Source organism: Allorhizobium sp. DMC15 (assembly GCF_056314065.1).
The window spans coordinates 481336-507027 of record NZ_JBQUZB010000002.1 but is presented as its reverse complement, the minus strand read 5'-3'; the positions used below and the strand labels follow the sequence as shown (position 1 = coordinate 507027).

General features: G+C 60.9%; 26 protein-coding genes. 17 read left to right on the top strand and 9 right to left on the bottom strand.

The window, feature by feature from the left end; genetic code table 11:
- Positions 1-165: 165 nt before the first annotated feature.
- Positions 166-753, bottom strand: a complete 588-nt coding sequence (locus tag ACT53S_RS11025) for an EipA family protein (protein WP_113378988.1) — start codon at positions 751-753, stop codon at positions 166-168.
- A 189-nt stretch (positions 754-942) separates the two neighbouring features.
- Here ACT53S_RS11025 and chpT point away from each other — a divergent pair, with 189 nt between their 5' ends.
- Positions 943-1584 (top strand): histidine phosphotransferase ChpT, encoded by a 642-nt coding sequence (chpT, locus tag ACT53S_RS11020; RefSeq protein WP_113379040.1) that lies wholly within the window; start codon positions 943-945, stop codon positions 1582-1584.
- Positions 1585-1699: 115 nt separating this feature from the next.
- Complete coding sequence (locus tag ACT53S_RS11015; RefSeq protein ID WP_113378989.1) at positions 1700-2062, top strand: response regulator; 363 nt, start codon at positions 1700-1702, stop codon at positions 2060-2062.
- 178 nt (positions 2063-2240) lie between these two features.
- Here the strand turns inward: ACT53S_RS11015 and ctrA are convergent, their stop codons facing one another.
- Positions 2241-2942, bottom strand: coding sequence for a response regulator transcription factor CtrA (gene ctrA / locus ACT53S_RS11010; protein WP_110791846.1), 702 nt, complete (start codon positions 2940-2942; stop codon positions 2241-2243).
- A 432-nt stretch (positions 2943-3374) separates the two neighbouring features.
- Here ctrA and ACT53S_RS11005 point away from each other — a divergent pair, with 432 nt between their 5' ends.
- Positions 3375-3725, top strand: coding sequence for a flagellar export protein FliJ (locus ACT53S_RS11005; RefSeq protein ID WP_062279749.1), 351 nt, complete (start codon positions 3375-3377; stop codon positions 3723-3725).
- Between the two features lie 94 nt (positions 3726-3819).
- Here ACT53S_RS11005 and ACT53S_RS11000 read toward each other — a convergent pair whose 3' ends face one another.
- Positions 3820-4107 carry a GNAT family N-acetyltransferase gene (locus ACT53S_RS11000; protein WP_476067002.1) on the bottom strand — a complete coding sequence of 96 codons (288 nt, stop codon included), beginning with the start codon at positions 4105-4107 and terminating at the stop codon, positions 3820-3822.
- 106 nt (positions 4108-4213) lie between these two features.
- Here ACT53S_RS11000 and ACT53S_RS10995 point away from each other — a divergent pair, with 106 nt between their 5' ends.
- Positions 4214-4675, top strand: coding sequence for a paraquat-inducible protein A (locus ACT53S_RS10995; protein WP_476067001.1), 462 nt, complete (start codon positions 4214-4216; stop codon positions 4673-4675).
- A gap of 84 nt (positions 4676-4759) precedes the next feature.
- Here the strand turns inward: ACT53S_RS10995 and sciP are convergent, their stop codons facing one another.
- Positions 4760-5035, bottom strand: a complete 276-nt coding sequence (gene sciP, locus ACT53S_RS10990; RefSeq protein ID WP_110791849.1) for a CtrA inhibitor SciP — start codon at positions 5033-5035, stop codon at positions 4760-4762.
- Positions 5036-5436: 401 nt separating this feature from the next.
- On the opposite strand from sciP, the gene ACT53S_RS10985 reads away from it, so the two are divergent.
- Positions 5437-6177, top strand: coding sequence for a helix-turn-helix transcriptional regulator (locus tag ACT53S_RS10985; protein ID WP_476067000.1), 741 nt, complete (start codon positions 5437-5439; stop codon positions 6175-6177).
- A 72-nt stretch (positions 6178-6249) separates the two neighbouring features.
- Here the strand turns inward: ACT53S_RS10985 and ACT53S_RS10980 are convergent, their stop codons facing one another.
- A complete protein-coding gene (locus tag ACT53S_RS10980; protein WP_476066999.1) occupies positions 6250-7272 on the bottom strand; it encodes a DUF2793 domain-containing protein in 1023 nt (340 codons plus the stop codon).
- A gap of 128 nt (positions 7273-7400) precedes the next feature.
- A complete protein-coding gene (gene cysQ, locus ACT53S_RS10975; RefSeq protein WP_476067472.1) occupies positions 7401-8195 on the bottom strand; it encodes a 3'(2'),5'-bisphosphate nucleotidase CysQ in 795 nt (264 codons plus the stop codon).
- Between the two features lie 235 nt (positions 8196-8430).
- On the opposite strand from cysQ, the gene ACT53S_RS10970 reads away from it, so the two are divergent.
- The 5 genes from ACT53S_RS10970 (at position 8431) to ACT53S_RS10950 (ending at position 14692) form a co-directional block, all read left to right on the top strand.
- Positions 8431-9684 carry a sarcosine oxidase subunit beta family protein gene (locus ACT53S_RS10970; protein WP_476066998.1) on the top strand — a complete coding sequence of 418 codons (1254 nt, stop codon included), beginning with the start codon at positions 8431-8433 and terminating at the stop codon, positions 9682-9684.
- A gap of 9 nt (positions 9685-9693) precedes the next feature.
- A complete protein-coding gene (locus ACT53S_RS10965; RefSeq protein ID WP_113378995.1) occupies positions 9694-9975 on the top strand; it encodes a sarcosine oxidase subunit delta in 282 nt (93 codons plus the stop codon).
- A complete protein-coding gene (locus ACT53S_RS10960) occupies positions 9972-12929 on the top strand; it encodes a sarcosine oxidase subunit alpha family protein (protein WP_476066997.1) in 2958 nt (985 codons plus the stop codon). Before ACT53S_RS10965 ends, ACT53S_RS10960 begins: the two co-directional genes overlap by 4 nt.
- Positions 12930-12939: 10 nt before the next feature.
- Positions 12940-13491 carry a sarcosine oxidase subunit gamma gene (locus ACT53S_RS10955; RefSeq protein ID WP_476066996.1) on the top strand — a complete coding sequence of 184 codons (552 nt, stop codon included), beginning with the start codon at positions 12940-12942 and terminating at the stop codon, positions 13489-13491.
- 76 nt (positions 13492-13567) lie between these two features.
- Complete coding sequence (locus ACT53S_RS10950) at positions 13568-14692, top strand: metallophosphoesterase (RefSeq protein ID WP_476066995.1); 1125 nt, start codon at positions 13568-13570, stop codon at positions 14690-14692.
- A 54-nt stretch (positions 14693-14746) separates the two neighbouring features.
- Here the strand turns inward: ACT53S_RS10950 and ACT53S_RS10945 are convergent, their stop codons facing one another.
- Positions 14747-16480 (bottom strand): methyl-accepting chemotaxis protein, encoded by a 1734-nt coding sequence (locus ACT53S_RS10945; protein WP_476067471.1) that lies wholly within the window; start codon positions 16478-16480, stop codon positions 14747-14749.
- A gap of 255 nt (positions 16481-16735) precedes the next feature.
- On the opposite strand from ACT53S_RS10945, the gene ACT53S_RS10940 reads away from it, so the two are divergent.
- Positions 16736-19162, top strand: a complete 2427-nt coding sequence (locus tag ACT53S_RS10940; RefSeq protein WP_476066994.1) for a GcvT family protein — start codon at positions 16736-16738, stop codon at positions 19160-19162.
- A gap of 44 nt (positions 19163-19206) precedes the next feature.
- On the opposite strand, the gene ACT53S_RS10935 is transcribed toward ACT53S_RS10940, so the two are convergent.
- Complete coding sequence (locus ACT53S_RS10935) at positions 19207-19413, bottom strand: hypothetical protein (RefSeq protein ID WP_142067698.1); 207 nt, start codon at positions 19411-19413, stop codon at positions 19207-19209.
- Positions 19414-19437: 24 nt separating this feature from the next.
- Between ACT53S_RS10935 and ACT53S_RS10930 the strand changes: the two genes are divergently transcribed.
- From ACT53S_RS10930 to ACT53S_RS10905, 6 genes are all read left to right on the top strand, one after another.
- On the top strand, positions 19438-20340 hold the full coding sequence (locus ACT53S_RS10930; RefSeq protein WP_113379001.1) for a branched-chain amino acid ABC transporter permease: 903 nt from the start codon (positions 19438-19440) through the stop codon (positions 20338-20340).
- 49 nt (positions 20341-20389) lie between these two features.
- On the top strand, positions 20390-21739 hold the full coding sequence (gene livM, locus ACT53S_RS10925) for a high-affinity branched-chain amino acid ABC transporter permease LivM (RefSeq protein WP_476067470.1): 1350 nt from the start codon (positions 20390-20392) through the stop codon (positions 21737-21739).
- A complete protein-coding gene (locus ACT53S_RS10920; RefSeq protein ID WP_476066993.1) occupies positions 21739-22611 on the top strand; it encodes an ABC transporter ATP-binding protein in 873 nt (290 codons plus the stop codon). Before livM ends, ACT53S_RS10920 begins: the two co-directional genes overlap by 1 nt.
- Entirely contained in the window at positions 22611-23339 is a 729-nt protein-coding gene (locus ACT53S_RS10915; protein WP_142067701.1) for an ABC transporter ATP-binding protein, read from the top strand. Before ACT53S_RS10920 ends, ACT53S_RS10915 begins: the two co-directional genes overlap by 1 nt.
- 18 nt (positions 23340-23357) lie before the next feature.
- A complete protein-coding gene (locus ACT53S_RS10910) occupies positions 23358-23711 on the top strand; it encodes a DUF6867 family protein (RefSeq protein ID WP_113379005.1) in 354 nt (117 codons plus the stop codon).
- A gap of 142 nt (positions 23712-23853) precedes the next feature.
- Entirely contained in the window at positions 23854-24969 is a 1116-nt protein-coding gene (locus tag ACT53S_RS10905; RefSeq protein ID WP_142067702.1) for a branched-chain amino acid ABC transporter substrate-binding protein, read from the top strand.
- Between the two features lie 67 nt (positions 24970-25036).
- Here the strand turns inward: ACT53S_RS10905 and ACT53S_RS10900 are convergent, their stop codons facing one another.
- On the bottom strand, positions 25037-25570 hold the full coding sequence (locus tag ACT53S_RS10900; protein WP_476066992.1) for an AAA family ATPase: 534 nt from the start codon (positions 25568-25570) through the stop codon (positions 25037-25039).
- Positions 25571-25692 lie beyond the last annotated feature (122 nt).

Sequence of the window (25692 nt, the reverse complement as noted above, 5' to 3'; positions counted from 1 at the left end):
ATCACGGTCGGGCCACGGCGTTCATGTGAGCATTAGAGCATATTTAATCATGGTGGCCCCGTGACGGCAAGGATTGCCGCCGGGGCTGCACCGGATTCTCGAACTATGCCTAACGACAGAGCAGAGCCAGCTTGCGTGAGCCTGAGCTTCCTCAGGCGGGTCGGATCAGAAGGGATTCCATGTGGGCGTGCGGGTCAGCTTTAGATAGCCGACATTGACGCCGAGGCGGGCACCGACGCCGGTGCGGATCGGCACCAGCACCACATCGCGGCTTTTCAGCACGGTCATGCCGACGCCGGCCACGATGTAGGCGGAACCGCTGACGCCGCCGTAACGGGCATAAAGGGTGTCTACATCGGGAAGATCGTAGACCAGCATCATGGCGCGGGTGCCGTTGCCGCCATAATCGATGCCGAGCGACGGGCCCTGCCAGAAGACGTCATGCTGGCCGACATTCTTGGTGTAAAGCGTGCCTTCGCCGTAGGTGAGGCCGGCAATCAGGGCGCCGGATCCTTCCTGACCCAAGATGTAGCCGTTCGGCAATCCGTATTGCTCGAAGGCCTGCTCGATGACCTTGGCCAAGGCACCACTGGTCTCGCCGAAGAAACCATGCCCGGCATCGACCACTTCCTGGATCGTGTATTCGCCGGCGGCCTGGACCGGTCTCGGAGCCGCTGCCAGTCCAGACACCGCAAATACGGCCAGTAGGAAGAGGCGCATGGCCGGGAAGGAGCGGATTGTCAGGTGACGCATGGAGCCTCCTTGATGTGAAGTCGACGGATTCGGCTTCTCCGATGGGGGTAATTAAACCTAGCGAGCATCATCTTAATAATCGGTTTACCAAATATGGTGTCATTATGGCCGACAAGGAATCCGGTGACGCCGCAGGCCGTGTTCATGTTCGACCGCTGCGAGACCCACGACACTTCTCTGGAGACGACCATGGCGAAAAACCCCAATCTCACGCTCGCGGGTCCCGATCTCGCGGCCCTCTTGTGCAGCCGTGTCTGCCACGACGTGATCTCGCCGGTCGGTGCGATCAACAACGGGCTGGAGCTGCTCGACGAAGGCGGTGCGGATGCCGACGCGATGGATCTCATCCGCACCAGCGCTCTCAATGCCTCCGTCCGGCTGAAGTTCGCCCGGCTCGCGTTTGGCGCCTCCGGTTCGGTCGGCGCGTCAATCGATACCGGCGAGGCTGAAAAGGCCGCCCGGGACTTCGCAGCTGCCGAGAAGAAGACGGAAGTCACCTGGAACGGTCCGCGCGCCATCATCGCCAAGAACCGCGTCAAGCTGCTGCTCAATCTCTTCCTCGTCGCCTACGGTGCTATTCCGCGCGGCGGTTCGCTCGACGTCACGCTCGAGGATCCGGAGAACGAGGCGAAGTTCAAGATCGTCGCCAAGGGCCGCATGCTGCGCGTGCCGCCGAAATACCAGGAAATCCTCTCGGGTCATCTGGAAGAGGCGATCGATGCGCACACCATCCAGCCTTACTACACGGTGCTTCTGGCTGACGAGGCGGGCATGGAGTTGAAATGCCTGCCCAGCGAAGGCGAGATCGCCTTTACGGCCGAGGTCATCTAAGCCGTTGATCCGTTTCGGGACGGGTTGTGTCCCGAGGCGGTAACGGTTCCTTAGGCGCTGTGGCATAAGGTGCGGGCAGCATTGTTTTTGCCCGGAAGCAGGAGAGGATTTGGCCATGAAGCGCCTCATGATTGCAGACGGCTCGGACGTGGTTCGCAAGGTGGGTCGCAAGATCCTGTCCGAACTGGGCTTCAAGCTGTCCGACGCGGCGACTGGCCGTGAGGCTCTGGCGCTTTGCGAGCGCGAATTGCCGGACTTTCTGATCGTCGATGCGGCCATGGACGACGCCCTCGATCTCATCACCAATGTGCGCGCGCTTCCGAACGGCAAGGACGTCCGGATCTATTACTGCGTGATCGAGGCAGAGCTGAAGGTGATGATGGCCGGCAAGCGTGCCGGTGCAAACGACTTCCTGCTGAAGCCGTTCGACCGGCAGATTCTGACGGCGACGTTCGGAGACAAGGCCATGGCGGCCTGACAGCGGTTACCGTTACGATCCAGATGAAGTGACAGGCGGCACCGTTTCGGTAGCCGCCTTTTTCTTGTCCGTTCCCCGGGAGCGGGTTGCCCTGGTCGTGCGCAGAATTCTGCCGTGCAATTCAAAAGGCCCGCATCCTGGATGCGGGCCTTTTGCGGCAACATATGCGGGAAACGGATCAGGCCGTTTCCATGTATTCCGCGCCATCCGGCTCACGCAGCACATAGCCACGGCCCCAGACGGTTTCGATGTAGTTGGCGCCACCGGCAGCGTTGGCGAGCTTCTTGCGGAGTTTGCAGATGAAGACGTCGATGATCTTCAGTTCCGGTTCGTCCATGCCGCCGTAGAGATGGTTCAGGAACATTTCCTTGGTGAGCGTCGTGCCCTTACGGAGCGAGAGGAGCTCCAGCATCTGGTATTCCTTGCCCGTCAGGTGAACGCGCGTACCGCCGACTTCTACGGTCTTGGCGTCCAGGTTGACGATCAGTTCGCCGGTGATGATGATCGACTGGGCGTGACCCTTGGAGCGACGGACGATCGCATGGATGCGGGCAACGAGCTCATCCTTGTGGAAGGGCTTCGTCATGTAGTCGTCGGCGCCGAAACCGAGGCCGCGAACCTTGTCCTCGATGCCGGCCATACCGGAGAGAATGAGGATCGGCGTCTTTACCTTCGACAGGCGGAGCGTGCGAAGCACCTCGTAGCCGGACATGTCGGGCAGGTTCAGGTCGAGCAGAATGATATCGTAGTCGTAGAGCTTACCGAGATCGACACCTTCTTCGCCGAGGTCGGTTGTATAGACGTTGAAGCTTTCCGATTTGAGCATCAGTTCGATGCTCTGAGCGGTCGCGCTGTCGTCTTCAATGAGTAGAACCCGCATATTTATCCCCTTTACCGCCGCCGAAAGGTCGAGAAGCCCCCTACGCGATACGGATCCAGTCGTTGCCTGATTTGCAGGCTGCCACCAAATGGTTAACAAATTCTGATTCCCTCTGGCAAGGTGTATCGAATTTATTAAGCAAAGATTTCAGCCTCATGATTTTGCATGTGTTTCGGTCATCGCCACACTTGAATCTGCGCCTCAGGTTTTACCCGTAACCGATTCATTTGACTCATCATTGTCATGTGCCGTTTTCCGGCGCTGGCATTTACTGACCCTTAAGTGATCCGCCTTATCATTAACGATGCCCGTAAACGAAAGGTTACCAAGGGTAGCTTTTTGTTAACGCCGCAGACTTTTTTTGGACGGTTCGCGGTCGGCGTGTTGAGTAGCAAGTGTGGCGGGGGGTCTCGCATCACGGGAGTATTGCGTATGAAGTCGCGTGAGAGCCTGGTTCGCCTGAAAGGTTTTCAGGTCACCGAAAAGCGTCGGCAATTGCAGCAGTTGCAGTCGATGATGGCGGAGTTCGAACGGATGGCGAAAGAGCTCGAAGCTCAGATCGGCATCGAGGAGAAAAAATCCGGCATCACGGATCCCAATCATTTCGCCTATCCCACCTTCGCCAAGGCGGCTCGCCAGCGCGCGGACAATCTCCAGGTCTCGATCCGGGAACTGAAGGTCCAGCAGGAAGCGGCAGAATTGGCGTTGGAAGAGGCAGAAGCGGAATACCAGAAGGCCTCAGCGCTCGAAGAGCGCGACGGCCAGATGCGTGTTCGGGCCTGAACCGACGGTTCCAGCCCATTGAGACTATGAAAAAGGCGGTCGCAGCTTTGTCTGCGTCCGCCTTCGTGCGTTGAGGATCTGTCGTTCGATCGGCTCAGGACTTGCGAACGTCATCCCAGTCGGGATGACGGTCCATCTGTGCCTTCATGAAAGGGCAGAGCGGGATGATTTTCCATCCACCCTCGCGGGCCTGGGCAACCGCGTGCTCGGCCAGCGCCTGACCGACGCCCTTGCCGCGCATCGCATCGGGCACCTGGGTGTGGTCGATGATGATCAGGGTAGGGGAGGCACGCGAAAAGGTCATTTCCGCCGCTTCCGAGACGCCCTCGACATGGCCGAGATAACGGCCGCCCGAGTCCTTGTCCTCGCTGGTGATCTGCATCTCCGTTCCTCCTGTTGCTGTACACTCTGTCCTCTGCTTAACATCTGGTCTGCGGATGCGGCAACGGATCGGCGCGTGACACAGCGTTCAGCAGGGAGGGGCTTGTTTGTCGATCTGGTCGAAAGCCTCGCTGCTTGTCCTGGCTCCGGCCTTGCTCGCTCTCGGGGTGACCCTGCCGCTCATGCGGTTTGAAAGCTTCTATGTGCTGAAGACCGACGCTTCGCTCGTTGATATCGTGGTTACACTTTGGGCTGGCGGTGACGCAGCCTTGTCGGTTCTCGTCGTTCTTTTTTCCATCGTCTTTCCGCTTGCCAAACTGATCCTGGTGACGGCGGAAAGCCTCTCTGCTCACCTCAACGAGGATTTTGGCTGGATCGGTCGGGTGGTGCCGCATCTTTCGCGTTGGTCGATGATGGACGTCCTTCTGGTCGCAATCATCATTTTTGCCACGAAGACCAGTGGGCTGGCGGAGGCCTTCACCCAGCCAGGTCTCTGGTTCTACGCGGGATCGAGCGTGATCGTGGCTATTTTGCACGGCGGGGTGCGGCGCGGGGGCCGCAATGAGTAAAACCGGCAGGCGGGGCCTTGCCGGTTTTGGGATGGGTCTTTTCTGAAAAGTGACTGGCGTGCCGCGGAAGCGGCGCAAAATCGATTAATGGCGATACTGCTGGATACGGGTGGTGCGCAGGCCCGGCAGACCGTGATCGTTGATCGAGGACTGCCAGGACAGGAACTCCTCAACCGTCAATGTATAACGGTCACAGGCTTCTTCCAGGCTCAGCAGACCGCCACGCACAGCCGCGACAACCTCTGCCTTGCGGCGGATCACCCAGCGGCGTGTGTTGGCCGGCGGAAGATCGGCAATCGTCAGGGGGCTGCCATCGGGGCCGATGACATATTTAACTCGTGGGCGGATCATTTCGGTCATTGGACTCTCTATACAAACTCAAGACCACACATCCGCATACTAGGAGCGATGCTTTAAAATTTGCCTAAGCAGGTTGTAAGCATTTGATAATAATTTCTCATTGCGCCAGTGCGCGAGATTCGCCGGTTTTGCACCTTACCCTGCGCAAAGTTGCGGCAAATGCATGGGAGTTATGCAGGGCTCACGGCTAGTCGTGTCGCCCGTTTCGTGCGACATGCGCCGCAGAATGCCTTGATCGACGTTCATTCGAACGATCGGCGTAATTTTTCTCCCCTTGCTGACGGTATCTACCCCGCAAGATCGGCGACAGGCCCGACTGATAGCTGTTCCGTATCGGAACGATACTTTGTTCATGCACATGCAAATCCCGGCCGGACATTCATCCGGTCGAAAGGAGTTCGATGTTTAGGCCGACTGATGTGGCGCGACGCCACGAACTGGGTGCTCATGCCGAGTTGCAGACGAATGACGCGGGATCGTCCGGTTCCTTTGCGCGTGACCTTGCCTCGCTCGGCCGAAGCAATGGGTTCGAGCACTGTCTGCTGACGCGGTTTCCGAAAGCGGACAGTCCGGAATTCGCCGCCAACCTGCTTGTTGCAACCTGGGCAAATGAATTGCGGCTCGCCTACGAGCATGCGGAGATTTTTGCCGGCAGCCTGCTGGTGCAGCGTCTTAAGCAGACGGCGTTGCCGATTTATTCAGTGGAGAACCTGTTTCTCGGCAATGCAGCATCCGAGGCGCGCAATCCTGTATCGCTTCTGTTCGATCAGCATGCGCCGTCTGGCCATCTCGCCTTCACTCTGCACGACCGGCATCAGACACAGTATATTCTCGTTTTTTCAGGCCGTCCCACCAAGCCTGCGCGCGAGGAGATCGCGATCATGCTGTTGTCGGCCATGGAACTGATCGACGGCGGCGTCGAAAGCCTCGTTCCGCGGCCAGGGCCGAAGGAGAAGCTCTCGGCCCGTGAAATCGAATGTCTGCGCTGGTCGGCTGCGGGCAAGAGCAGCGACGAGATCGCCATTATCCTCGACATCTCCAGCCACACAGTGGTCAGCTACCTGAAGAGTGCCATGCGCAAGCTCGAGGCGGTGAACCGCATGCAGGCTGTCGCGCGCGCATGCCGGTTTCGACTGCTCTGAGACGCGGGCTCCGGCCAAAAACGCAGGATGGGCGCCGCCTTGTTCGGCGCCCTCGTTGATCGTGGACTGGGGTCAAAGCAGGAACAGGCTCAGTTCAGTGCGCCCGTAGCCGAACTGATATTGGGCAGCATTGGCGTGACGGAGCGCCAGCGTGTCGCCCGCATCCAGCCAGACCAGCGTTGACGTTCCCGACGTGCCGACACTTCCGCTGTGGGTTGCGATATCGCTTGACCCGTTGCGGCTGACATGAAGCTCGTGAGCCGCATCGTCGGCCGTTACAGTGAGCGCCAGCAGGTAGTAACCCGAGGCGGAGACGGCGAGAAAACGACCGTGGCCCGAGGATAGAGCCGGGCCGAGAGCCATGTCGCCGCCCGATAGATGCAGCGTGTCAAAGCCGGTGAAGCTGCCGGAAGTGGGCGTGAGGGTGGCTGGCGCAAGGGCCGCACGCGCGAGCGGGCGCTGTTCGTGGCGCACATAGCCTTCCGGCGAAATTCCGATCGCCGGACGCCAACCGGTGATGTCCCCATACATCTTGAGCGAAAAGCGATCCTCGCCGGCGAGCCCCATTTCCGTACGACCCTGCCAGTTGGATTGAAACACCAGGCTTGCCGTGTCGGCGGTTGATGCCTTGTTGATCGACATGCGGTGACTGTCGCCGCCATGGTTGAACAGGCTGCCGGGCGACTGGACCAGCAGGCGATTGTAGCCATCGGGAGTGCCGGATATGCCAAGCCTGTCGAGGCTGACTGCGCCGGGCAGGGCAGGGCTCTGCCAGTCGCTGCCGTCGAAGATCTTGACCATGGCGCTATCCCGGAAAACGGCTATCCAGCCTATCTTCGGAGCGATGAAAGTCCATGCGCCGTCCTGGCGAACGGCCAGCGTCCGCGCACGGCCGGTGAAGGCGCCGCCGGCCGCATCGGTGATCCACAGGATTTGCCCCTCGCTCGGGCTTTCCGGCGGGTCACCGGCCTCGCTTTCGACGACGAGTTGGACGACAGCGTCGAGCCTCAGCAGGGCTTCGTTGTGGGTGACGTGTTTTTGTGCCTGAGCGGGCATTATGAACGGTAGATCGAGGCGTGTGGTTGTCTCGGACATCGGCATCTCCTCTCGGTTTCCGGCTGCAACATGCAGCAGCGGATGGCAGCGAGCAGTATGACGTCGTGTCCGGAGCGGGGGATGAAATCGCCACGCCATCTCTGATTTTGTTGGATAATTTTGAGAATTCATCCCCGCTGGTGCGGGTCGGCCCAGGCGATGAAATTGGGGTTGGCGAAGGGGGCGTCGTCCTGCACATGCTTGCCATAGACGAGCGGCGTGCCGTTCGTCGTCGCGGTCAGTCCGCCGGCGGCACGCAGAATGGCGTCTCCTGCGGCGGTGTCCCACTCCATCGTGCGGCCGAAGCGGGGGTAGATGTCGGCCTTGCCCTCCGCCAACAGGCAGAATTTCAGCGAGGAACCGACTGTGTGCTTCTCTTCTATGCCGGCCTCGTCAATGAAGGCCATGGTCGCCTCGCTGTTGTGCGAGCGGCTGATCAGGGCGCAAGGGCGAAGCGGGCGCTGCCGCGTGCGGATCGGGCAACGTGCCGCCACCTGGAAATCGGCGCCGATGGTCAGCCGCTCCGCAACGCCACCCGCTCCGAGATAGGCGACACCGAGGGCCGGTGCATACACGACGCCTGCGACCGGAACGCCGTTTTCGACCAGGGCGATGTTGACGGTGAAGTCGTCGTGGCCGCCGATGAACTCCCGCGTGCCGTCCAGGGGGTCGACCAGAATGAAGCGCCCGCCGGAGATGTCGGGCAAACGGCCGGCTGCCGCCTCTTCTTCGGCGACGACGGGAATTTGCGGCAGGCCGCGGGAAAGTGCCGACAGGATGATGCGTTCGGCGGCTTCATCGGCTTCCGTCACCGGCGTCCTGTCGCCCTTGAGCCGGATCTCGGCGCCCGCCCGGTAGACCTCGAGAATGACTGGTCCGACGGACAATGCTGCCTGTTCGAACAGGCTCAAGATTTCCGTCATCGGCGGCATGTGCATCTCCTCGGGACGTTTCTGTCTTCGTCCACCCGACCGATTTAGAGCGGCTTTCCAGACTTGTGAAGCCTTCTGCCACCAGCATAAGGCGGGTTGCGGCTTTCGTGCTGCACTGCGATCAAACCTGTGTTCCATGTCTCAAACAGCATAGTTTTTGTCCTGATCGCGCTTGCTCTTTGTGACGCCTATGCGAATGTGACGCGACATTTGCAGAGGTTGTTCGATGCGTTATTCCGCCCTTTCGATCTTCCGCCAGGCGCTTTCCGGCAACCGGAACTGGGCGCCGATGTGGCGCGAGCCGCAGCCGAAACCGCATTACGACGTCATCATCGTCGGCGGGGGAGGGCACGGCCTTTCGACGGCCTATTATCTCGCCAAGGAATTCGGCATCACCAATGTCGCCGTGATCGAGAAGGGTTATCTCGGCGGCGGAAATGTCGGGCGCAACACCACGATCATCCGCTCGAACTACATGCTGGAGGGCAACGAGCCGTTCTACGAGCTGTCGATGCAGCTGTGGGAAGGTCTGGAGCAGGACTTCAACTACAACGCCATGGTTTCCCAGCGCGGCATCGTCAATCTCTTCCATTCCGACGGCCAGCGCGACGCCTATGCGCGGCGCGGCAATGCGATGATGATGCATGGGGTGAAAGCCGAGCTGCTCGACCGCGAGCAGGTGCGCCAGATGATGCCCTATCTCAATTTCGATCATGCGCGCTTCCCGATTTTGGGCGGGTTGCTGCAGCGGCGCGGCGGCACGGCCCGTCATGACGCGGTCGCCTGGGGTTACGGGCGCGGTGCCGACGAGCGCGGTGTCGATCTCATCCAGCATTGCGAAGTGACCGGCATCCGCCGCGACGAACTCGGCCAGGTGACCGGCGTCGAGACGACCAAGGGCTTTATCGGCTGCAACAAGCTGGCGCTGGCGACGGCCGGCCATACCTCTGTTACCGGCAAGATGGCCGGGCTCGACCTCCCGATCGAGACGCATGTGCTGCAGGCCTTCGTCTCGGAAGGCATCAAGCCCGTCATCGACAACGTCATCACCTATGGCGCCGGGCACTTCTATATCTCGCAGTCCGACAAGGGCGGTTTGGTCTTCGGTGCCGACATCGACTACTATTCGTCCTATGCCCAGCGCGGCAATCTGGCGACCGTGGAGCATACGATCGAGGAGGGCGTGTCGCTGATCCCCGGCCTGTCCCGCGTTCGCGTGCTGCGCGCCTGGGGTGGCGCCATGGATATGTCGATGGATGGTTCACCGATCATCGACCGCACGCCGATCGACAATCTCTATCTGAATTGCGGCTGGTGTTACGGGGGCTTCAAGGCGACGCCGGCTTCCGGCTTCTGCTTTGCCCATCTGATTGCCAAGAACGAACCCCATCCCGTGGCCCGCCTGTTGCGCCTCGACCGCTTCGAGCGCGGTTTTGCCGTCGACGAAGGCGGCAAGGGTCCACAACCGAACCTGCATTGAGACATCGCCATGGCCAGCCTGATTACCTGTCCGCATTGCGGCGTCCGTCCCAAGGAAGAATTCAGCATTCGCGGTGACGCGAGCCCGGTTCGCCCGGCGCCAGGTGCGTCCGACGACGCCTGGAACGCTTACGTTTTCATCCGCGACAATCCGAAGGGCCGGATCATCGAGCACTGGCATCACACCGCTGGTTGCCGGCGCTGGCTTGTCGTCGAGCGCGACAATGCCGCGAGTCACGAGGTCTATAGCGTGACCGATGCGAGCGAATACGCAAAGGAGGCTGCACGATGAGTGGTTTCAGGCTGTCCTCCGGCGGGCTCGTCAACCGCGCGCGCACGATTTCCTTCACCTTCGATGGTCAGACCTATACGGGTTATGAGGGCGATACGCTGGCCTCGGCCCTGATCGCCAATGACCAGCTGCTGGTCGGCCGCTCCTTCAAGTATCACCGTCCGCGTGGTATCGTGACGGCGGGTTCTGCCGAGCCGAATGCGCTTGTGACGATCGGAGCTGAAGGGCGCACCGAGCCGAATACACGCGCAACCGTCGCCGAGCTCTATCAGGGGCTCGAAGCCAATAGCCAGAACCGCTGGCCGTCGCTGAAATACGACATCGGCGCGGTCAACAGCCTGTTGTCGCCGTTTCTCTCGGCCGGCTTCTACTACAAGACCTTCATGTGGCCGAAGGCTTTCTGGGAAAAGCTCTACGAGCCGATCATCCGCAAAGCCGCCGGCCTCGGCAAGACGCCGTTCATCGCCGATCCCGATCGCTACGAAAAAGCCTGGGCGCATTGCGACCTTCTGGTGATCGGCGCTGGTCCGGCCGGGTTGATGGCGGCACGGGCTGCGGCGCGAGCGGGGCTGCGCGTTATTCTGGCGGATGAAGGTTTCCGGCTGGGTGGTTCGCTGCTGTCCGAGCGCGTCACCGTCGGCGGCGTGCCAGCAGCCGAATACGCTGCCTCCGTCGTAGAGGAGTTAAAGAGCCTTTCCAATGTCACGCTGATGCCGCGCACCACGGTGTTCGGCTGGTATGACGACAATGTCTTCGGCGCCGTGGAAAAGGTGCAGAAGCATGTGGCGCAGCCTTCGGGCGATCTCCCGGTCGAGCGGGTCTGGCGCATCGTCGCCAAGCGGGCGATCCTGGCTTCGGGTGCGGAAGAGCGGCCTCTGGTCTTCGGCGGCAATGACAAGCCCGGCGTGATGACCTCGGTTGCCATCAGGACCTATCTCAATCGTTATGGCGTGGCCGCCGGCCAGAACGTCGCCATCTTCACCAATGGCGGTGCGGGTTATCGCACGGCGGCCGATCTCGTCGCTGCCGGGGTTGGCGTTGCGGCCGTCATCGACGGGCGGACACACTCGTCTGATGTTGGTCCACCAGGCGTGCGGGTCATCCGTGGTGGCTCCGTCATCGACACCAAGGGGTACTACCGCATCAAGGGTTTGATCGCCGAACGCATGGCCCATCAGGAAGAGATCGCCTGCGATGCGCTCGCCATGAGCGGCGGCTATAGCCCGATCGTGCATCTCGCCTGCCAGCGCGGCGCCAAGCCCACCTGGTCGGACGAGCACCAGGCCTTCCTGGCGCACGATGTGGGGCACGGGCTGCGGATCGCCGGCTCGGCTGCCGGTCATGCCTCGCTTGCCGCCGTGTTGCGCGATGGTGCTGACAAGGCCCATGAGGCGATCGGCGATCTCGGCCGTCTCGTCGGCAATGTCGATGTGCCGCAAGTCGAGGGCGAATATGATGCGAGCTTTGCGCCGCTCTGGTATGTGCCGGGCGCCAAATCCAAGGCCTTCGTCGACTTCCAGAACGACGTGCATGTGAAGGACCTGAGCCTTGCCCAGCGCGAGGCCATGGGCCATGTCGAGCACACCAAACGCTACACGACCGGCGGCATGGCGACCGATCAGGGCAAGCTCGGCAATGTCGCGACGATCGGCATCATGGCCGGCATGCGTGGCGTGTCGCCTGCAGAAATCGGCACCACGACCTTCCGGCCCTTCTATACGCCTGTCTCCTTCGGGGCGATGGCGGGCACCTCACGCGGTGAACATTCTCGGCCCGTGCGCACCTCGCCGCTGCATGGCTGGGCGAAGAAAAACGGCGCCGTCTTCGTCGAATCCGGCCTCTGGTATCGCTCCTCCTGGTTCCCGCGCGATGGCGAGAAGACCTGGCGCGAGGCCGTCGACCGTGAAGTCTTGAACATCCGCGCCAATGCCGGCATCTGCGACGTCTCGACCCTCGGCAAGATCGAGATCTTCGGCAAGGATGCTGCGGAATTCTTGAACCGCGTCTATTCCAACGCCTTCCTGAAGCTTCCCGTCGGCAAGGCGCGCTACGGCCTGATGCTGCGCGAAGACGGGATGATCTACGACGACGGCACGACGAGCCGCTTCTCGGACGAGCATTTCTTCATGACCACGACCACGGCCTATGCCGGCGAGGTGATGACGCATCTGGAATTCTGCTCCCAGGTTCTCTGGCCGGATCTCGACGTGCGCTTCGTCTCCTCCTCAGATCAGTGGGCTCAGATGTCGGTCGCGGGTCCCAAGGCTCGGATCATCCTCGAACAGATCATCGAAGACGATATCTCCGACGAGGCCTTCCCGTTCCTGTCTGCGCGCGAAGTGCTGCTCAAGGGGGGCTTGAAGGCGCGCCTCTTCCGCATCTCCTTTTCTGGCGAACTCGCCTTCGAAGTGGCGGTGCCGGCGAATTACGGCGAAGCGGTCGCCGATTCGATCATGGCCGCCGGCAAGCCGCATGGCATTTGCGCTTACGGCGTCGAGGCGCTCAACGTGCTGCGCATCGAAAAGGGCTTCATCACCCACAGCGAAATCGATGGTCGCACGACGCCAGACGATGTGGGCTTGGGCAAAATGTTCTCGACCCAGAAGCCTGACTTCATCGGCAAGCGTCTGTCGAGCCGGTTCGGCCTGACCGCTGCCGACCGTCCGCAGCTCGTGGGCCTGAAGCCCGTCGAGCGCGACAAGAGTTTCGCCGCCGGTGCGCATTTGCTGAAGGAAAACGTCAAGCCGTCGACGCTGAATGATCAGGGCTGGGTGTCCTCCGTCTGCCATTCGCCGACACTCGGCCACACGATCGGTCTGGCCTTCCTCAAATCCGGCCGCGAGCGGCTAGGCGAGAAGATCGTCGTCTGGGATGGTTTGCGCGGTTCGGAAGTGCTGGCCGAGGTCGTGAGCCCCGTCTTCTACGATCCCGACAACAAGAAACTGAACCTGTGAGGATCCGACCATGCCGGTGACCTATGCCGCCCGTCACGTGCTCGAGGACCACATTTCCGGTTTCGAGGCGACGCCGAACCCTCATCATCTCGCCATCCTGCGGGCCGTCTCCGTGTTTTCCGTGCTCGCCCATTCCGGCCATGAGGCCGACATCGACGAGGCGCTGACCAATCTCGAAGATGTGCATGTGCGGGTCTGCGGGCCCAGCGAGTGGCTCGTGCTCAGCGAGACGGTCGCCGCCGATACGATTGCCCGGCAGTTGGCAGACCTAGGGGCGAGCCGCGCGTCGTTCGTCGACCAGAGCGACGGTCGCGTCGTGCTGCGTATTCAGGGGCCAAAGGTGCGGGCGATCCTTGCCAAATGCACGGCGCTCGACCTGCATGCCGACCTGTTCGAAATCGGTCAGTCGACGAATTGCCAGATCTGCCATGTCGCCGCGAACCTCGCCCGCACGGGGCAGGACGCGTTCGAGATGATCGTGATGCGCAGCTTTGCCGGCTTCCTGTTCGACGAGATGCGCGAGATGGGCCGGGAGTTTGCCCTGACGGCGGGGTTTGCGTGAGGGACTGAGCGTTCTTATCTTCGGGTGAACTGCCTACGCAGTTTCAGCGTTTACGCTGCAAAGGAACCCGTCCCGCATGTTTCACCTGATGTTTTCGCTGCCATGGCTCATCGTGGCGTCCCGTTTCATCGCCCCCTTGCCGTGGCCGTGGTGGGTGAGGCTGCTGCTGGCAGTCTTCCTGCTGTTTGCCTCGCAATATCACCTGTTCAGCCGCTTCACCTCCGGATCGGTATTTGCGCCGGAATTTCCGCGGCCGCTGGTGATCGGCTTCAACCTGTTCTTCGGCGCGATCGTGCTTCTGGCCGCGATGCAGGTGGTCCTCGATATCGTCAGCATCCTGATTTTCGCCGTCACCTGGTCCTTCCCGGTCGTGCCGCCGGAGGTGCGATACACGATGGGCGTTGCGGCGCTTGTGCTCGCGAGCTTCGGCATCAGCCAGGCGATCCGGGTGCCGCCGGTGAAGCGGATCGAGGTCAGCATTCCTGGCCTCTCACCCGAACTCGACGGTTACCGGATGGTGCAACTGACCGACTTGCATATCAGCCGGCTGTTTACCGGCCGATGGGCGAGTGCTGTCGTTGAAAAGACCAACGCGCTTGATGCCGATCTGATCGTGATCACCGGCGACCTGATCGACGGCAGTCTCGATATTCGGCGCGAGGACATTGCGCCGCTGGCGGGCCTGAGCGCGCGGGATGGGGTGCTGACCGTGCCGGGCAATCACGAATATTTCTTCGATGTCGACCGCTGGCTCGGCCACCTCCCGTCGCTCAATATGCGCATCCTGGCCAATGAGCATGTGGTAATCGAGCGCGCGGAGGGCCGGCTCGTCATCGCCGGTGTCACCGATCTTTCGGCGCGATTTACCGGGGCGGTCGAGCCTGACCTTAGCAAGGCACTTTCCGGTGCCCCTGCCGATGCGCCCGTCATCCTTCTCGATCACCAGCCACGGCTGGCCGTGCGGGCCGCGAGCCATGGTGTTGCCCTCCAGCTTTCCGGTCATACCCATGGTGGCATGGTGCGCGGGCTGGACCAGATCGTCGCCCGCGCTAATAACGGTTTCGTTTCGGGCTTCTATCAGGTTGGTCAGATGCTGCTCTATGTGAACAATGGCACAGGCCTCTGGCCGGGGTTCGCGCTCCGGATCGGTGTGCCGGCGGAGTTGACGGAGTTCACGCTGCGGGCTGCGCCGCGTATCTGATAGCTAAAACCGGCCGGGCAGTCTGTCGCCGGGCCGGTTCTGACGTCAGTCGGGTCAGGAGGCGGCGCGGTAGGCGGGCTGTCCGAGACGGGCTGCACGCTCGGCCGGTGTCCAGACGTCCTTGCCGCCTTCTCGGATCTCGCTGCGACGGTTCAGCTTGAAGCGCTTCACGAGGTCTGCGAGTACGCTTGCCCCGTCCGATACGGCTCGGCTGATCTCGGTCGATTGCGTCACCATGGCCGCATTGGCCTTGGTCATGCCGTCGACTTCGCTGACAGCGCCATTGATGGCTTCGAGAGCGGCCGTTTCTTCCGCTGCCGATCGTGCGATGCGGTCGACATTCTGATCGATATCGGACACGAACTTCTCGATCTCCTGGAGAACGCGACCCGTCTCGCCGACGAGGCGAACACCCTCCTGCACCTCGGTTGCAGAGGTGTTGACCAGAGCCTTGATTTCCTTGGCTGCATTCGCCGATCGTTGGGCGAGTTCACGCACTTCCTGCGCGACGACGGCAAAGCCCTTGCCGGCTTCGCCCGCGCGGGCGGCCTCGACCCCGGCATTCAGTGCGAGCAGGTTGGTCTGGAAGGCGATCTCATCGATCACGCCGATGATCTTGCCGATCTCGTTGGAGGCACCCTCTATGCGCTCCATTGCGCTGACGGTATCCTTCACCACGGCGACGGAGGAAGTGGCAGCCGTGCGGGCTTCCATGGCGATCTTGCGGGTTTCCCGGGTGCGCTCGGTTGCCGTTCTGAGCTTGTTGGTCGCCTCGGAGAGGGCCGCTGCCGTCTGCTCGAGGGCTGCAACCTGCTGATGGGTGCGGCCGGACAGTTCCTCTGCGGAATTCCTCATCGAGCTGCCGTTGCGCGCGAGTTCATAGGTCTGGTCGAGAACGCCCGACAGGGTCTGCTGGAAAGCGCCGATCGAGGCGTTGAAGTCGCGGCGAAGCGGCTCGAATTCCGAACTGAACGGCTGGTCGAGCGTCATGCGGATGTTGCTGTCGGCGAGGCGGCCGAGGCCGGCGCCGAGTTCCTCGATCACCCGGATGCGCTCGGTGACGTCGGTCGCGAACTTCACGACCTTCAGCACCTTGCCGTCGGTGTCCATGATCGGATTGTAGGAAGCCTGGATGTTGATCCGCTTGCCACCCTTGCCGAAGCGGGTGAACTGGTCGGCCACAAACCGGCCTTCGCCGAGGCCCTTCCAGAAATCGCGATATTCGATCGAGGCCGCGTAATCCTTGTCGCAGAAAATGGAATGATGGCGCCCGACGATCTCCGACAGGCTGTAGCCCATGGCGCCGAGGAAATTCTCGTTGGCGTGCAGGATTTCGCCCGTCGGGGTAAACTCGATGATGGCCTGGGCGCGATCGAGTGCTTCCAGCTTGCCTTCGGCATCGAGCGACTTCAGCTTCATGGCGGTGATGTCGGTGGCGAACTTGACGACCTTGTGCGGGCGACCACCCTTCAGCACCGGATTATACGTCGCCTCGATCCAGATTTCGCGACCGCTTTTGGCCACGCGCTTGTATTGTCCCTGGCCGAAGTTGCCGGCGGCGAGGTTGCGCCAGAACTGCTTGTAGTCGGCGGAGGCAGCTTCGGTCGGGGTGACGAACATGCGGTGATGCTGGCCGACGATCTCGTTCAGCTGATAGCCGAGCGCCTTCAGAAAGTTCTGGTTGGCGTGGAGAATACGACCTTCGAGGTCGAATTCGATGATGGCTTGGGATTTTTCGAGGGCGTCGAGAATGGACCGGGCATCGCTGCCAAAGGCGAAAAAGGACATACGCATCTCTGGGTTCTAAAACGCGGCCAGGAGTTCATTGCCGCCCGCTGATGATTATATCTGCTAACTTACTGAACCCTTAAAAATTGGTGGAATTGTCGTGCTAGGTTGACACATTGCCCGGACAGGGCCGCCGCGCTGAGAACATTGCCTGTCATCCATGCGACATCTTTCGTCGCAGCATGGTCTTCTGGCTTTCATGCGCGCGATCTAGCTTTGCGACATCAATCTTTGCTGCCAAGGGGAGCGTTTTCCATGAAGAGCCATGCGCGTGTCGTCGTCATCGGCGGGGGTGTCGTCGGATGTTCAGTCCTGTACCATCTGACCAAGTTCGGCTGGACCGATGTCGTGCTGCTCGAGCGCTCCGAACTCACCTCCGGCTCCACCTGGCACGCTGCCGGCGGCATGCATACGATCAATGGCGATCCGAACGTTGCCAAGCTGCAGAAATACACCGTCGAGCTCTACAAGGAGATCGAGGAATATTCCGGTCAAGACATCGGCCTGCATATGACGTCCGGCCTGATGCTGGCGGCCACGAAGGAGCGCTTCGACTGGATGAAGTCGCTGCTCGCCAAGGGCAAATATGCCGGCGGCGAAGCGACGCTGATTTCGGCGCAGGAAGCTTATGAAATGATGCCGCTGCTTGATCCCAAGCAGTTCGTCGGCGCTGTCTTCGATCCGCATGAAGGCCACCTCGACCCTTACGGCACCACCCATGCCTATGCGAAGTCGGCCAAGAAGAATGGTGCGGAGATCTATCTGCACACCAAGGTCGAGGATCTGGTGCAGCTCGAAGACGGCACCTGGCGTGTCATCACCGACAAGGGCGAAATCCGCGCCGAGCATGTCGTCAATGCCGCCGGTCTCTGGGCGCGCGAAGTCGGCCGCATGGTCGGGCTGGAACTGCCGGTGCTGGCCATGGAGCACATGTATCTGATCACCGAGGACATGCCGGAGGTCATCGAGTTCAACAAGACGACCGGCAAGGAGCTGATGCATTGCGTGGACTTCGATGGCGAGATCTATATCCGCCAGGAGCGCAACGGCATGCTGATGGGCACCTATGAAAAGGACTGCCGTCCCTGGTCGCCGATCGAAACGCCGTGGACCTTCGGCCATGAACTCCTGGCGGAAGACCTGGAGCGCATCACCAATGAGCTCGAAATCGGCTTCCGGCATTTCCCGGCGTTCAACAATGCCGGCATCAAGAAGATCATCAACGGCCCCTTCACCTTCTCGCCCGACGGCAATCCGCTCGTCGGTCCCGTACGCGGCATGACGAATTTCTGGTCGGCCTGCGCGGTCATGGCCGGCTTCTCTCAGGGGGGCGGCGTGGGGCTGGCGCTTGCCAACTGGATCATCCAGGGCGATCCGGGCTTCGATGTCTTCGCCATGGATGTCTGCCGCTACGGCGATTATGCGACGCTCGCCTATACCAATGCCAAGGTGCGCGAAAACTATTCCCGCCGCTTTTCGATCCGCTATCCGAACGAGGAACTGCCGGGCGCGCGTCCGCTGCTGACCACGCCCATCTACGACAAGCTGAAGAGTGCCGGCGCCGTCTTCGGCGCGTCCTATGGTCTGGAAACGCCACTGTGGTTCGCCCCCGAGGGTGTCGAGGACAAGTTCTCCTGGCGCCGCTCGACCGATTTCGAGGCTGTCGGCCGCGAAGCCAAGGCCGTGCGCGACAGCGTCGGCCTGATGGAAACCTCGGGCTTTGCCAAATACATGGTGACGGGTGAGGGGGCAAAGGACTGGCTCGACCATATGCTGGCCGGCAAGATCCCGGAGGTCGGCCGCATGGCGCTCGCGCCGATGCTCAACGACGCCGGCAAGCTGATCGGCGACTTCACCGTCGCCAACATGGATGATGAGGATTTCCTCGTCATCGGTTCCGGCATCGCCGAAGACTATCACATGCGCTGGTTCGAGCAGCATCTGCCCGACGACGGGTCGGTCGACGTCGAGCCACTCAATCTCGGTCTGTTGGGCCTGTCGATCGCCGGGCCCAAAGCGCGCGACGTGCTGGCCAAGCTCACCCATCTCGATGTCTCCGACGAGGCGATGCCGTTCATGGCCATCCGCGAGATGGATCTCGGCATGGCGCCGGCAATTGTCGGACGCGTCAGCTATACCGGTGACCTCGGCTACGAGATCTGGATGCGGCCGGAATATCAGCGTTATCTGTTCGAGGCGCTGATGGAGGCCGGTGCCGAGTTCGGCATTTCGCTGTTCGGGCTGCGGGCCCTCAATGCACTGCGTCTGGAAAAGGCCTTCGGCAGCTGGTCACGCGAATACCGGCCGCTCTATGGCCCCTACGAAGCGGGTCTCGGCCGTTTCGTTGCCCTGAAAAAGCCGGCGGACTTCATCGGCAAGAAGGCGGCCATGGAAGAGAAGCTGTCGGGCGGGACGCTCAGGCTCAAAACCTTCATCATCGAGGCGAAAGACGCCGACGTCATCGGCGACGAACCCATCTTCCACAAGGGCGAAGTCTGCGGCTGGGTCACCTCCGGCGGATTTGCCCATGCCAGCGGCGTTTCCGTTGCGCTGGGTTATGTTCCCAAGGAGATAGCAGACGAGGTCGACGGTTGGAGCGTGGAAATTCTTGGGGACATTCTTCCGGCACGGCTCCAGCCGCAGCCGCTTTTTGACGCAAATGGGTCGCGAATGAGAAACTGAACCAAATTCGGCAAAAATGGGCTTGCATTAGTGCAAGTTCACGTTCAGCAGGTCGCCTCCGGTGACCTGCTGATTTCATAGACTTTTTCTGCCGCTTTTTTGTGTGCTGTGATCCTGACGGTGCCAAACTGTTGGTTAACAGTAACATTTTGTCCACCTTTTGCCTTTTTGGCTTCACATTTTCCGCCAAAGCGATATGGAATCCCCCTCATACCCATGGCTTCATGGGACAACAAAATGAGACGCAACACTCAGGCGCGTCCGGGGGATAATATATGGAGTACTTCATCCAGCAGCTCATCAACGGGCTGACTCTTGGATCCATCTATGGCCTCGTGGCTATCGGCTATACGATGGTTTACGGCATCATTGGCATGATCAACTTCGCCCATGGCGACATCTTCATGCTTGGCGGCTTTGCCGCCCTCATCGTCTTCCTCATCCTGACATCCTTCTTCGCCGGCATTCCGGTGGCGCTTGCGCTGCTGATCATGCTGATCGTGTCGATGCTGATGACGGGGTTGTGGAACTGGACGATCGAGCGGGTGGCCTATCGGCCGTTGCGCGGCTCGTTCCGCCTGGCGCCGCTGATCACCGCGATCGGCATGTCGATCGTTCTGTCCAACTTCATCCAGATCTCGCAGGGCCCGCGCAACAAGCCGATCCCGCCGCTGATCAACGACGTCCTGCACATCGGCAACGTCACCATTGCGCTGAAGCAGGTGGTGATCGTGATCGTGACGGCAGTGCTGCTTGCCGCCTTCTGGTACATCGTCAACAAGACGCCGCTCGGTCGCGCCCAGCGTGCAACCGAACAGGACCGCAAGATGGCGGCGCTGCTCGGCGTCGACGTTGACCGCACGATCTCCATCACCTTCGTCATGGGTGCTGCTCTGGCCTCCGTCGCGGGCACCATGTACCTCATGTATTACGGCGTGGCCTCGTTCAACGACGGGTTCATCCCGGGCGTCAAGGCTTTCACGGCTGCTGTTCTCGGTGGTATCGGCTCGCTGCCGGGCGCCGTTCTGGGCGGGCTGCTGATCGGCCTGATCGAGTCGCTGTGGTCTGCCTATTTCAGCATCGCCTACAAGGACGTGGCTACGTTTGCTATCCTTGCATTCGTGCTGATCTTCAAGCCGACCGGCATTCTCGGTCGACCGGAAGTCGAGAAGGTTTGATCCGATGACAACTCCTGTAAACGTAAACGCTGCCGCTTCGTCCGGCACGATGGCGCGCGCCGTCAAGGAAGGCCTGTTCGCCGGCCTTCTGGCCCTCGGCTTGTTCAGCCTCTATATCGGCATCAAGACCGACCAGAACATCAGCAACGAGCTGATCTGGTATACGCGCTGGGGCATGCTGGCGATCTTCGTGATCATTGCTGCCGTGGGACGTTTCGCCATGGTCGCTTTCTTCGCGCCCTGGCTTTCGGCGCGCAAGGAGAAGAAATCGGCAGCCATGCCGGTGCACGACATCGATGCAAAGCCGAGCTTCTTCAAGACGCATTTCCTGAAGATCGCTCTTCTCGCCCTGATCCTTTATCCGCCTGTCATCGTCGCGCTGAGTGGCGTACAGGGATCTCTGAAGTTCATCGACAACTTCGGTATCCAGATCCTGATCTACGTGATGCTGGCCTGGGGGCTCAACATCGTCGTCGGCCTCGCCGGTCTGTTGGACCTCGGTTATGTCGCGTTCTACGCGGTCGGCGCCTATTCCTATGCGCTTCTCGCGCAGAATTTCGGTCTGTCCTTCTGGATCCTGCTGCCGCTCGCCGGCATCCTGGCCGCTTTCTGGGGCATCATTCTCGGCTTCCCGGTCCTGCGTCTCAAAGGTGACTATCTCGCCATCGTGACGCTCGCCTTCGGGGAAATCATCCGACTGGTGCTGATCAACTGGCAGGAAGTCACGAAGGGTACCTTCGGGATCTCGAGCATTCCGAAGGCGACCTTCTTCGGTATCGAGTTCAACGCGTCTGCCGATGGCTTCGCGAAGACCTTCGGCCTGCCGATGTCGTCGGCTTACTACAAGATCTACCTCTTCTACGTGATCCTGGCGCTCTGCTGCCTGACCGCCTATGTGACGATCAAGCTGCGTCGCATGCCGATCGGCCGTGCCTGGGAAGCGCTGCGCGAGGACGAGATCGCCTGCCGTTCGCTCGGCATCAACACGGTGACGACCAAGCTGACGGCGTTTGCAATCGGTGCGATGTTCGGCGGTTTCGCCGGCTCGTTCTTCGCCGCCCGCCAGGGCTTCGTTTCCCCGGAAAGCTTCGTGTTCCTCGAATCCGCTGTCATTCTCGCCATCGTCGTTCTCGGCGGCATGGGCTCGCTGACGGGCATCGCGGTTGCGGCCATCGTCATGATCGGCGGCACGGAAGCGTTGCGTGAAATGGAGTTCCTGAAGCACATCTTCGGCGAGGACTTCACGCCGGAACTCTACCGCATGCTGCTCTTCGGTCTGGCCATGGTCGTGGTCATGCTGTTCAAGCCGCGCGGTTTCGTCGGCAGCAGAGAGCCGACGGCCTTCCTCAAGGAACGCAAGGCCGTCTCGGGCAGCTTCACCAAGGAGGGCCACGGCTGATGACCTCCGGGAACACGACAATGAGCAATGACACCATCCTGAAAGTCGAGCATCTGTCGATGCGCTTTGGTGGTCTGATGGCCATCAACGATTTCTCTTTCGAAGCCAAGCGCGGCGACATCACCGCGCTGATTGGCCCCAACGGTGCCGGCAAGACGACCGTCTTCAACTGCATCACCGGCTTTTACCGGCCGACCATGGGCATGATCACGCTGCGGCAGAAGTCCGGCCAGGAGTTCCTGCTGGAGCGCCTTCCGGATTTTGAAATCCCGAAGAAGGCGAAGGTCGCCCGTACCTTCCAGAACATCCGCCTGTTCTCGGGCCTCACCGTTCTGGAAAACCTTCTGGTGGCGCAGCACAATGCACTGATGAAGGCGTCGGGCTATACGGTTCTCGGTCTGCTCGGCATGCCGGCCTATAAAAAGGCGGCAGGCGAGGCGATCGAGAAGGCGCGCTACTGGCTGGAAAAGGCCGATCTCATCGATCGCGCCGACGACCCTGCCGGCGACCTGCCTTACGGCGCGCAGCGTCGTCTGGAGATCTGCCGCGCCATGTGCACGGGCCCGGAGTTGCTATGCCTCGACGAACCCGCCGCCGGTCTCAACCCGAAGGAATCGCTCGCGCTCAACACGCTGCTCAGGAGCATTCGTGACGAAGGCACCTCGCTGCTTCTCATCGAGCACGACATGTCCGTCGTCATGCAGATTTCGGACCACGTGGTGGTTCTGGAATACGGCCAGAAGATCTCCGACGGCACGCCCGATCACGTTAAGAACGACCCGAAGGTCATCGCGGCCTATCTGGGTGTCGAGGATGAAGAATTGGACGAAGCGATCCATGAAGTCGAAGCCGTTGCCGGAGGGAACAACTGATGTCCTCTGAACCGCTTCTGAAAGTCTCTGCCGTCGAGACCTATTACGGCAATATCCGTGCGCTTGCCGGTGTCAATGTCGAGGTCCACAAAGGCGAGATCGTCTCGCTGATCGGCGCCAACGGTGCCGGCAAGTCGACCCTGATGATGACGATTTGCGGCAGTCCGCAGGCACGCGCCGGCCAGATCGTCTTCGACGGAGAGGACATCACCAAGCTGCCGACGCACCTGATCGCCCGCCGCCGCATCGCGCAGTCTCCGGAAGGTCGTCGCATTTTCCCGCGCATGACCGTGATGGAAAACCTGCAGATGGGCGCCGGTCTCGACAATATGAAGTTCTTTGCGGAGGACGTGGAGAAGGTTTTCACCATGTTCCCGCGTCTGAAGGAACGTCAGAACCAGCGCGGCGGCACCCTGTCGGGTGGTGAGCAGCAGATGCTGTCCATCGGCCGTGCGCTGATGGCGCGGCCGAAGCTGCTTTTGCTCGACGAACCGTCGCTCGGTCTCGCGCCGCTGATCGTCAAGGGCATTTTCGAGCAGATCAAGCGCCTGAACAAGGAAGAGGGGCTGACCGTCTTCCTCGTGGAGCAGAACGCGTTTGCCGCGCTGAAGCTCTCTGACCGTGCCTATGTCATGGTGAACGGCAATGTCACCATGAGCGGGACGGGCAAGGAACTGCTCGCCGATCCGTCGGTCCGGGCGGCCTATCTCGAAGGCGGCCATCATTGAGCGCGCGGAGGATTTGACATGCAAGGATTGTTTTTCGAAAGCGACACCACCGTTCGGCTCGTGCTGAGGTTCCTGGTGCTCTTGCTTGGTTTCTGGACTGCCTGGCGCACGGGCAAGGCAGTTGCGGAGAACTGGCAGAGCTATGGCAGCGTGTTCATCGCAGTGCTCGGACTGGGTGTTGCGATGCGGTTCCTGCACTTTTCGTTGTTCGGCGGGCCGTTCATCAGCCCGTTCTACTACGTCATCGATGTCGTGCTGCTACTGGCCTTCGCGCTCGCCGGATTCCAGGCGCGGCGGACGACCCAGATGGTCGACAACTATTACTGGCTCTATGAGAGAACATCGTATCTTTCGTGGAAGAACAAAGATTGACAAGGTGTTGTTTTCTGTCACAGATTGGCGACAGAGAGCCTCGGCTTGAAATAACGAGTGGAACAGTTTTCCGGCGCAGTGAGAGCGGGTATTGCGCACGGTTTTCAAACCCAAACCCGCATAAAAAACTGGGAGTAACAGTATGAAGAAGTCTCTCCTCTCGGCGGTTGCGCTGTCGGCCATGGTTGCCTTCAGCGGCAACGCCTGGGCTGACATCCTCGTCGGCGTTGCCGGTCCGCTGACCGGTCCGAACGCTGCCTTCGGTGCACAGCTCCAGAAGGGCGCCGAACAGGCTGCCGCCGACATCAATGCCGCTGGCGGCATCAATGGCGAACAGATCAAGATCGTGCTCGGCGACGACGTCTCCGATCCGAAGCAGGGCATTTCCGTTGCCAACAAGTTCGTTGCCGACGGCGTCAAGTTCGTGATCGGTCACTTCAACTCGGGCGTCTCGATCCCGGCGTCGGAAGTTTATGCCGAAAACGGCATCCTCGAAATCACCCCGGCTGCGACCAACCCGGTCTTCACCGAGCGTGGTCTGTGGAACACCTTCCGTACCTGCGGCCGTGACGACCAGCAGGGTGCCGTTGCCGGTGCCTACCTCGTTGAAAAGTTCAAGGACGCCAAAATCGCCATCGTTCACGACAAGACCCCGTATGGCCAGGGTCTCGCCGATGAAACCAAGAAGGCGATGAATGCCGGTGGTCTGACCGAAGTCATGTACGAAGGCGTCACGACTGGCGACAAGGACTTCTCCGCGCTGATCGCGAAGATGAAGGAAGCCGGCGTTTCGATCATCTACTGGGGTGGTCTCCACACCGAAGCTGGTCTGATCATCCGTCAGGCTGCTGACCAGGGCCTGAAGGCTACGCTCGTTTCGGGTGACGGTATCGTTTCGAACGAACTGGCCTCGATCGCCGGCGACGCCGTCGAAGGCACGCTCAACACCTTCGGCCCGGATCCGACCCTGAACCCGGCCAACAAGGAACTCGTCGAGAAGTTCAAGGCTGCCGGCTTCAACCCGGAAGCTTACACGCTCTACTCCTATGCTGCTATGCAGGTCATCGCTGGTGCCGCCAAGGCTGCCGGTTCGGTCGACGCCGAAACCGTCGCAACGGCTATGAAGGAAAAGGGCCCGTTCCCGACCGCTCTCGGCGACATCTCCTACGACGAGAAGGGCGACCCGAAGATCCCCGGCTACATCATGTACGAGTGGAAGAAGGGCGCGGACGGCAAGTTCACCTACGTCCCGCAATAAGGTCTGCCACTACGGCGACAAGGAAAGCCCGGCTTCGTGCCGGGCTTTTTTGCGTTTTGGGGATCCCTCAGCAGGGCAGGGCCCGCAGCACGAAGTCGACACGTTCCTCGACGGGTGCTTTCGGAATGATCGTCCATTCGTAACCAAGGTCTGCGTAGTGGGCGCCGAGCCTGTCATATTCCTCAACAGCGGCTGCCAAGTCGTGTTGGCGCTCGTCATCCTTCGCGAAGATCTCGGGCCATGGCGGGACGGCGAAGACGCGGCGGTGATAGCGCGCGTCCGCTCTCAGGGACTTGATTGCCGCTGGGTTGCCGGTCGCGGATGCGAGGGCGGAGGCAGCATCAACGAGGCTGCGATCAAAGAAGACCCAGCCATCATGCTCCTTCATGCGATCTCGGTCCTCTCGGGCGACGCGGATTGCCTCTTCTGCGAAGGCCTTCAGATCGATCCAGGGCAATGCCCTGCCGCCGATCGCCAGCTGATGACGGACGATGCGTCTTCCAGGTTCCTCGACTGTCGCAAAGCCCCGGTCCTGCAATGCCTTGAGGAGCGTTGACTTCCCGCCGCCGGAGCATCCGGTGACGATGACGAAATTGTCCATGATCCTGTCCTTGCGGTCGGTTGACGGTAGGCTGGCGGCTTCGCTCGCCTAGGGCGATGCCCGGGCGGCGGCGCGGGGCGATGCCACATGCGCTTGCGCGTCCACCTGTCCGATCTGATGTA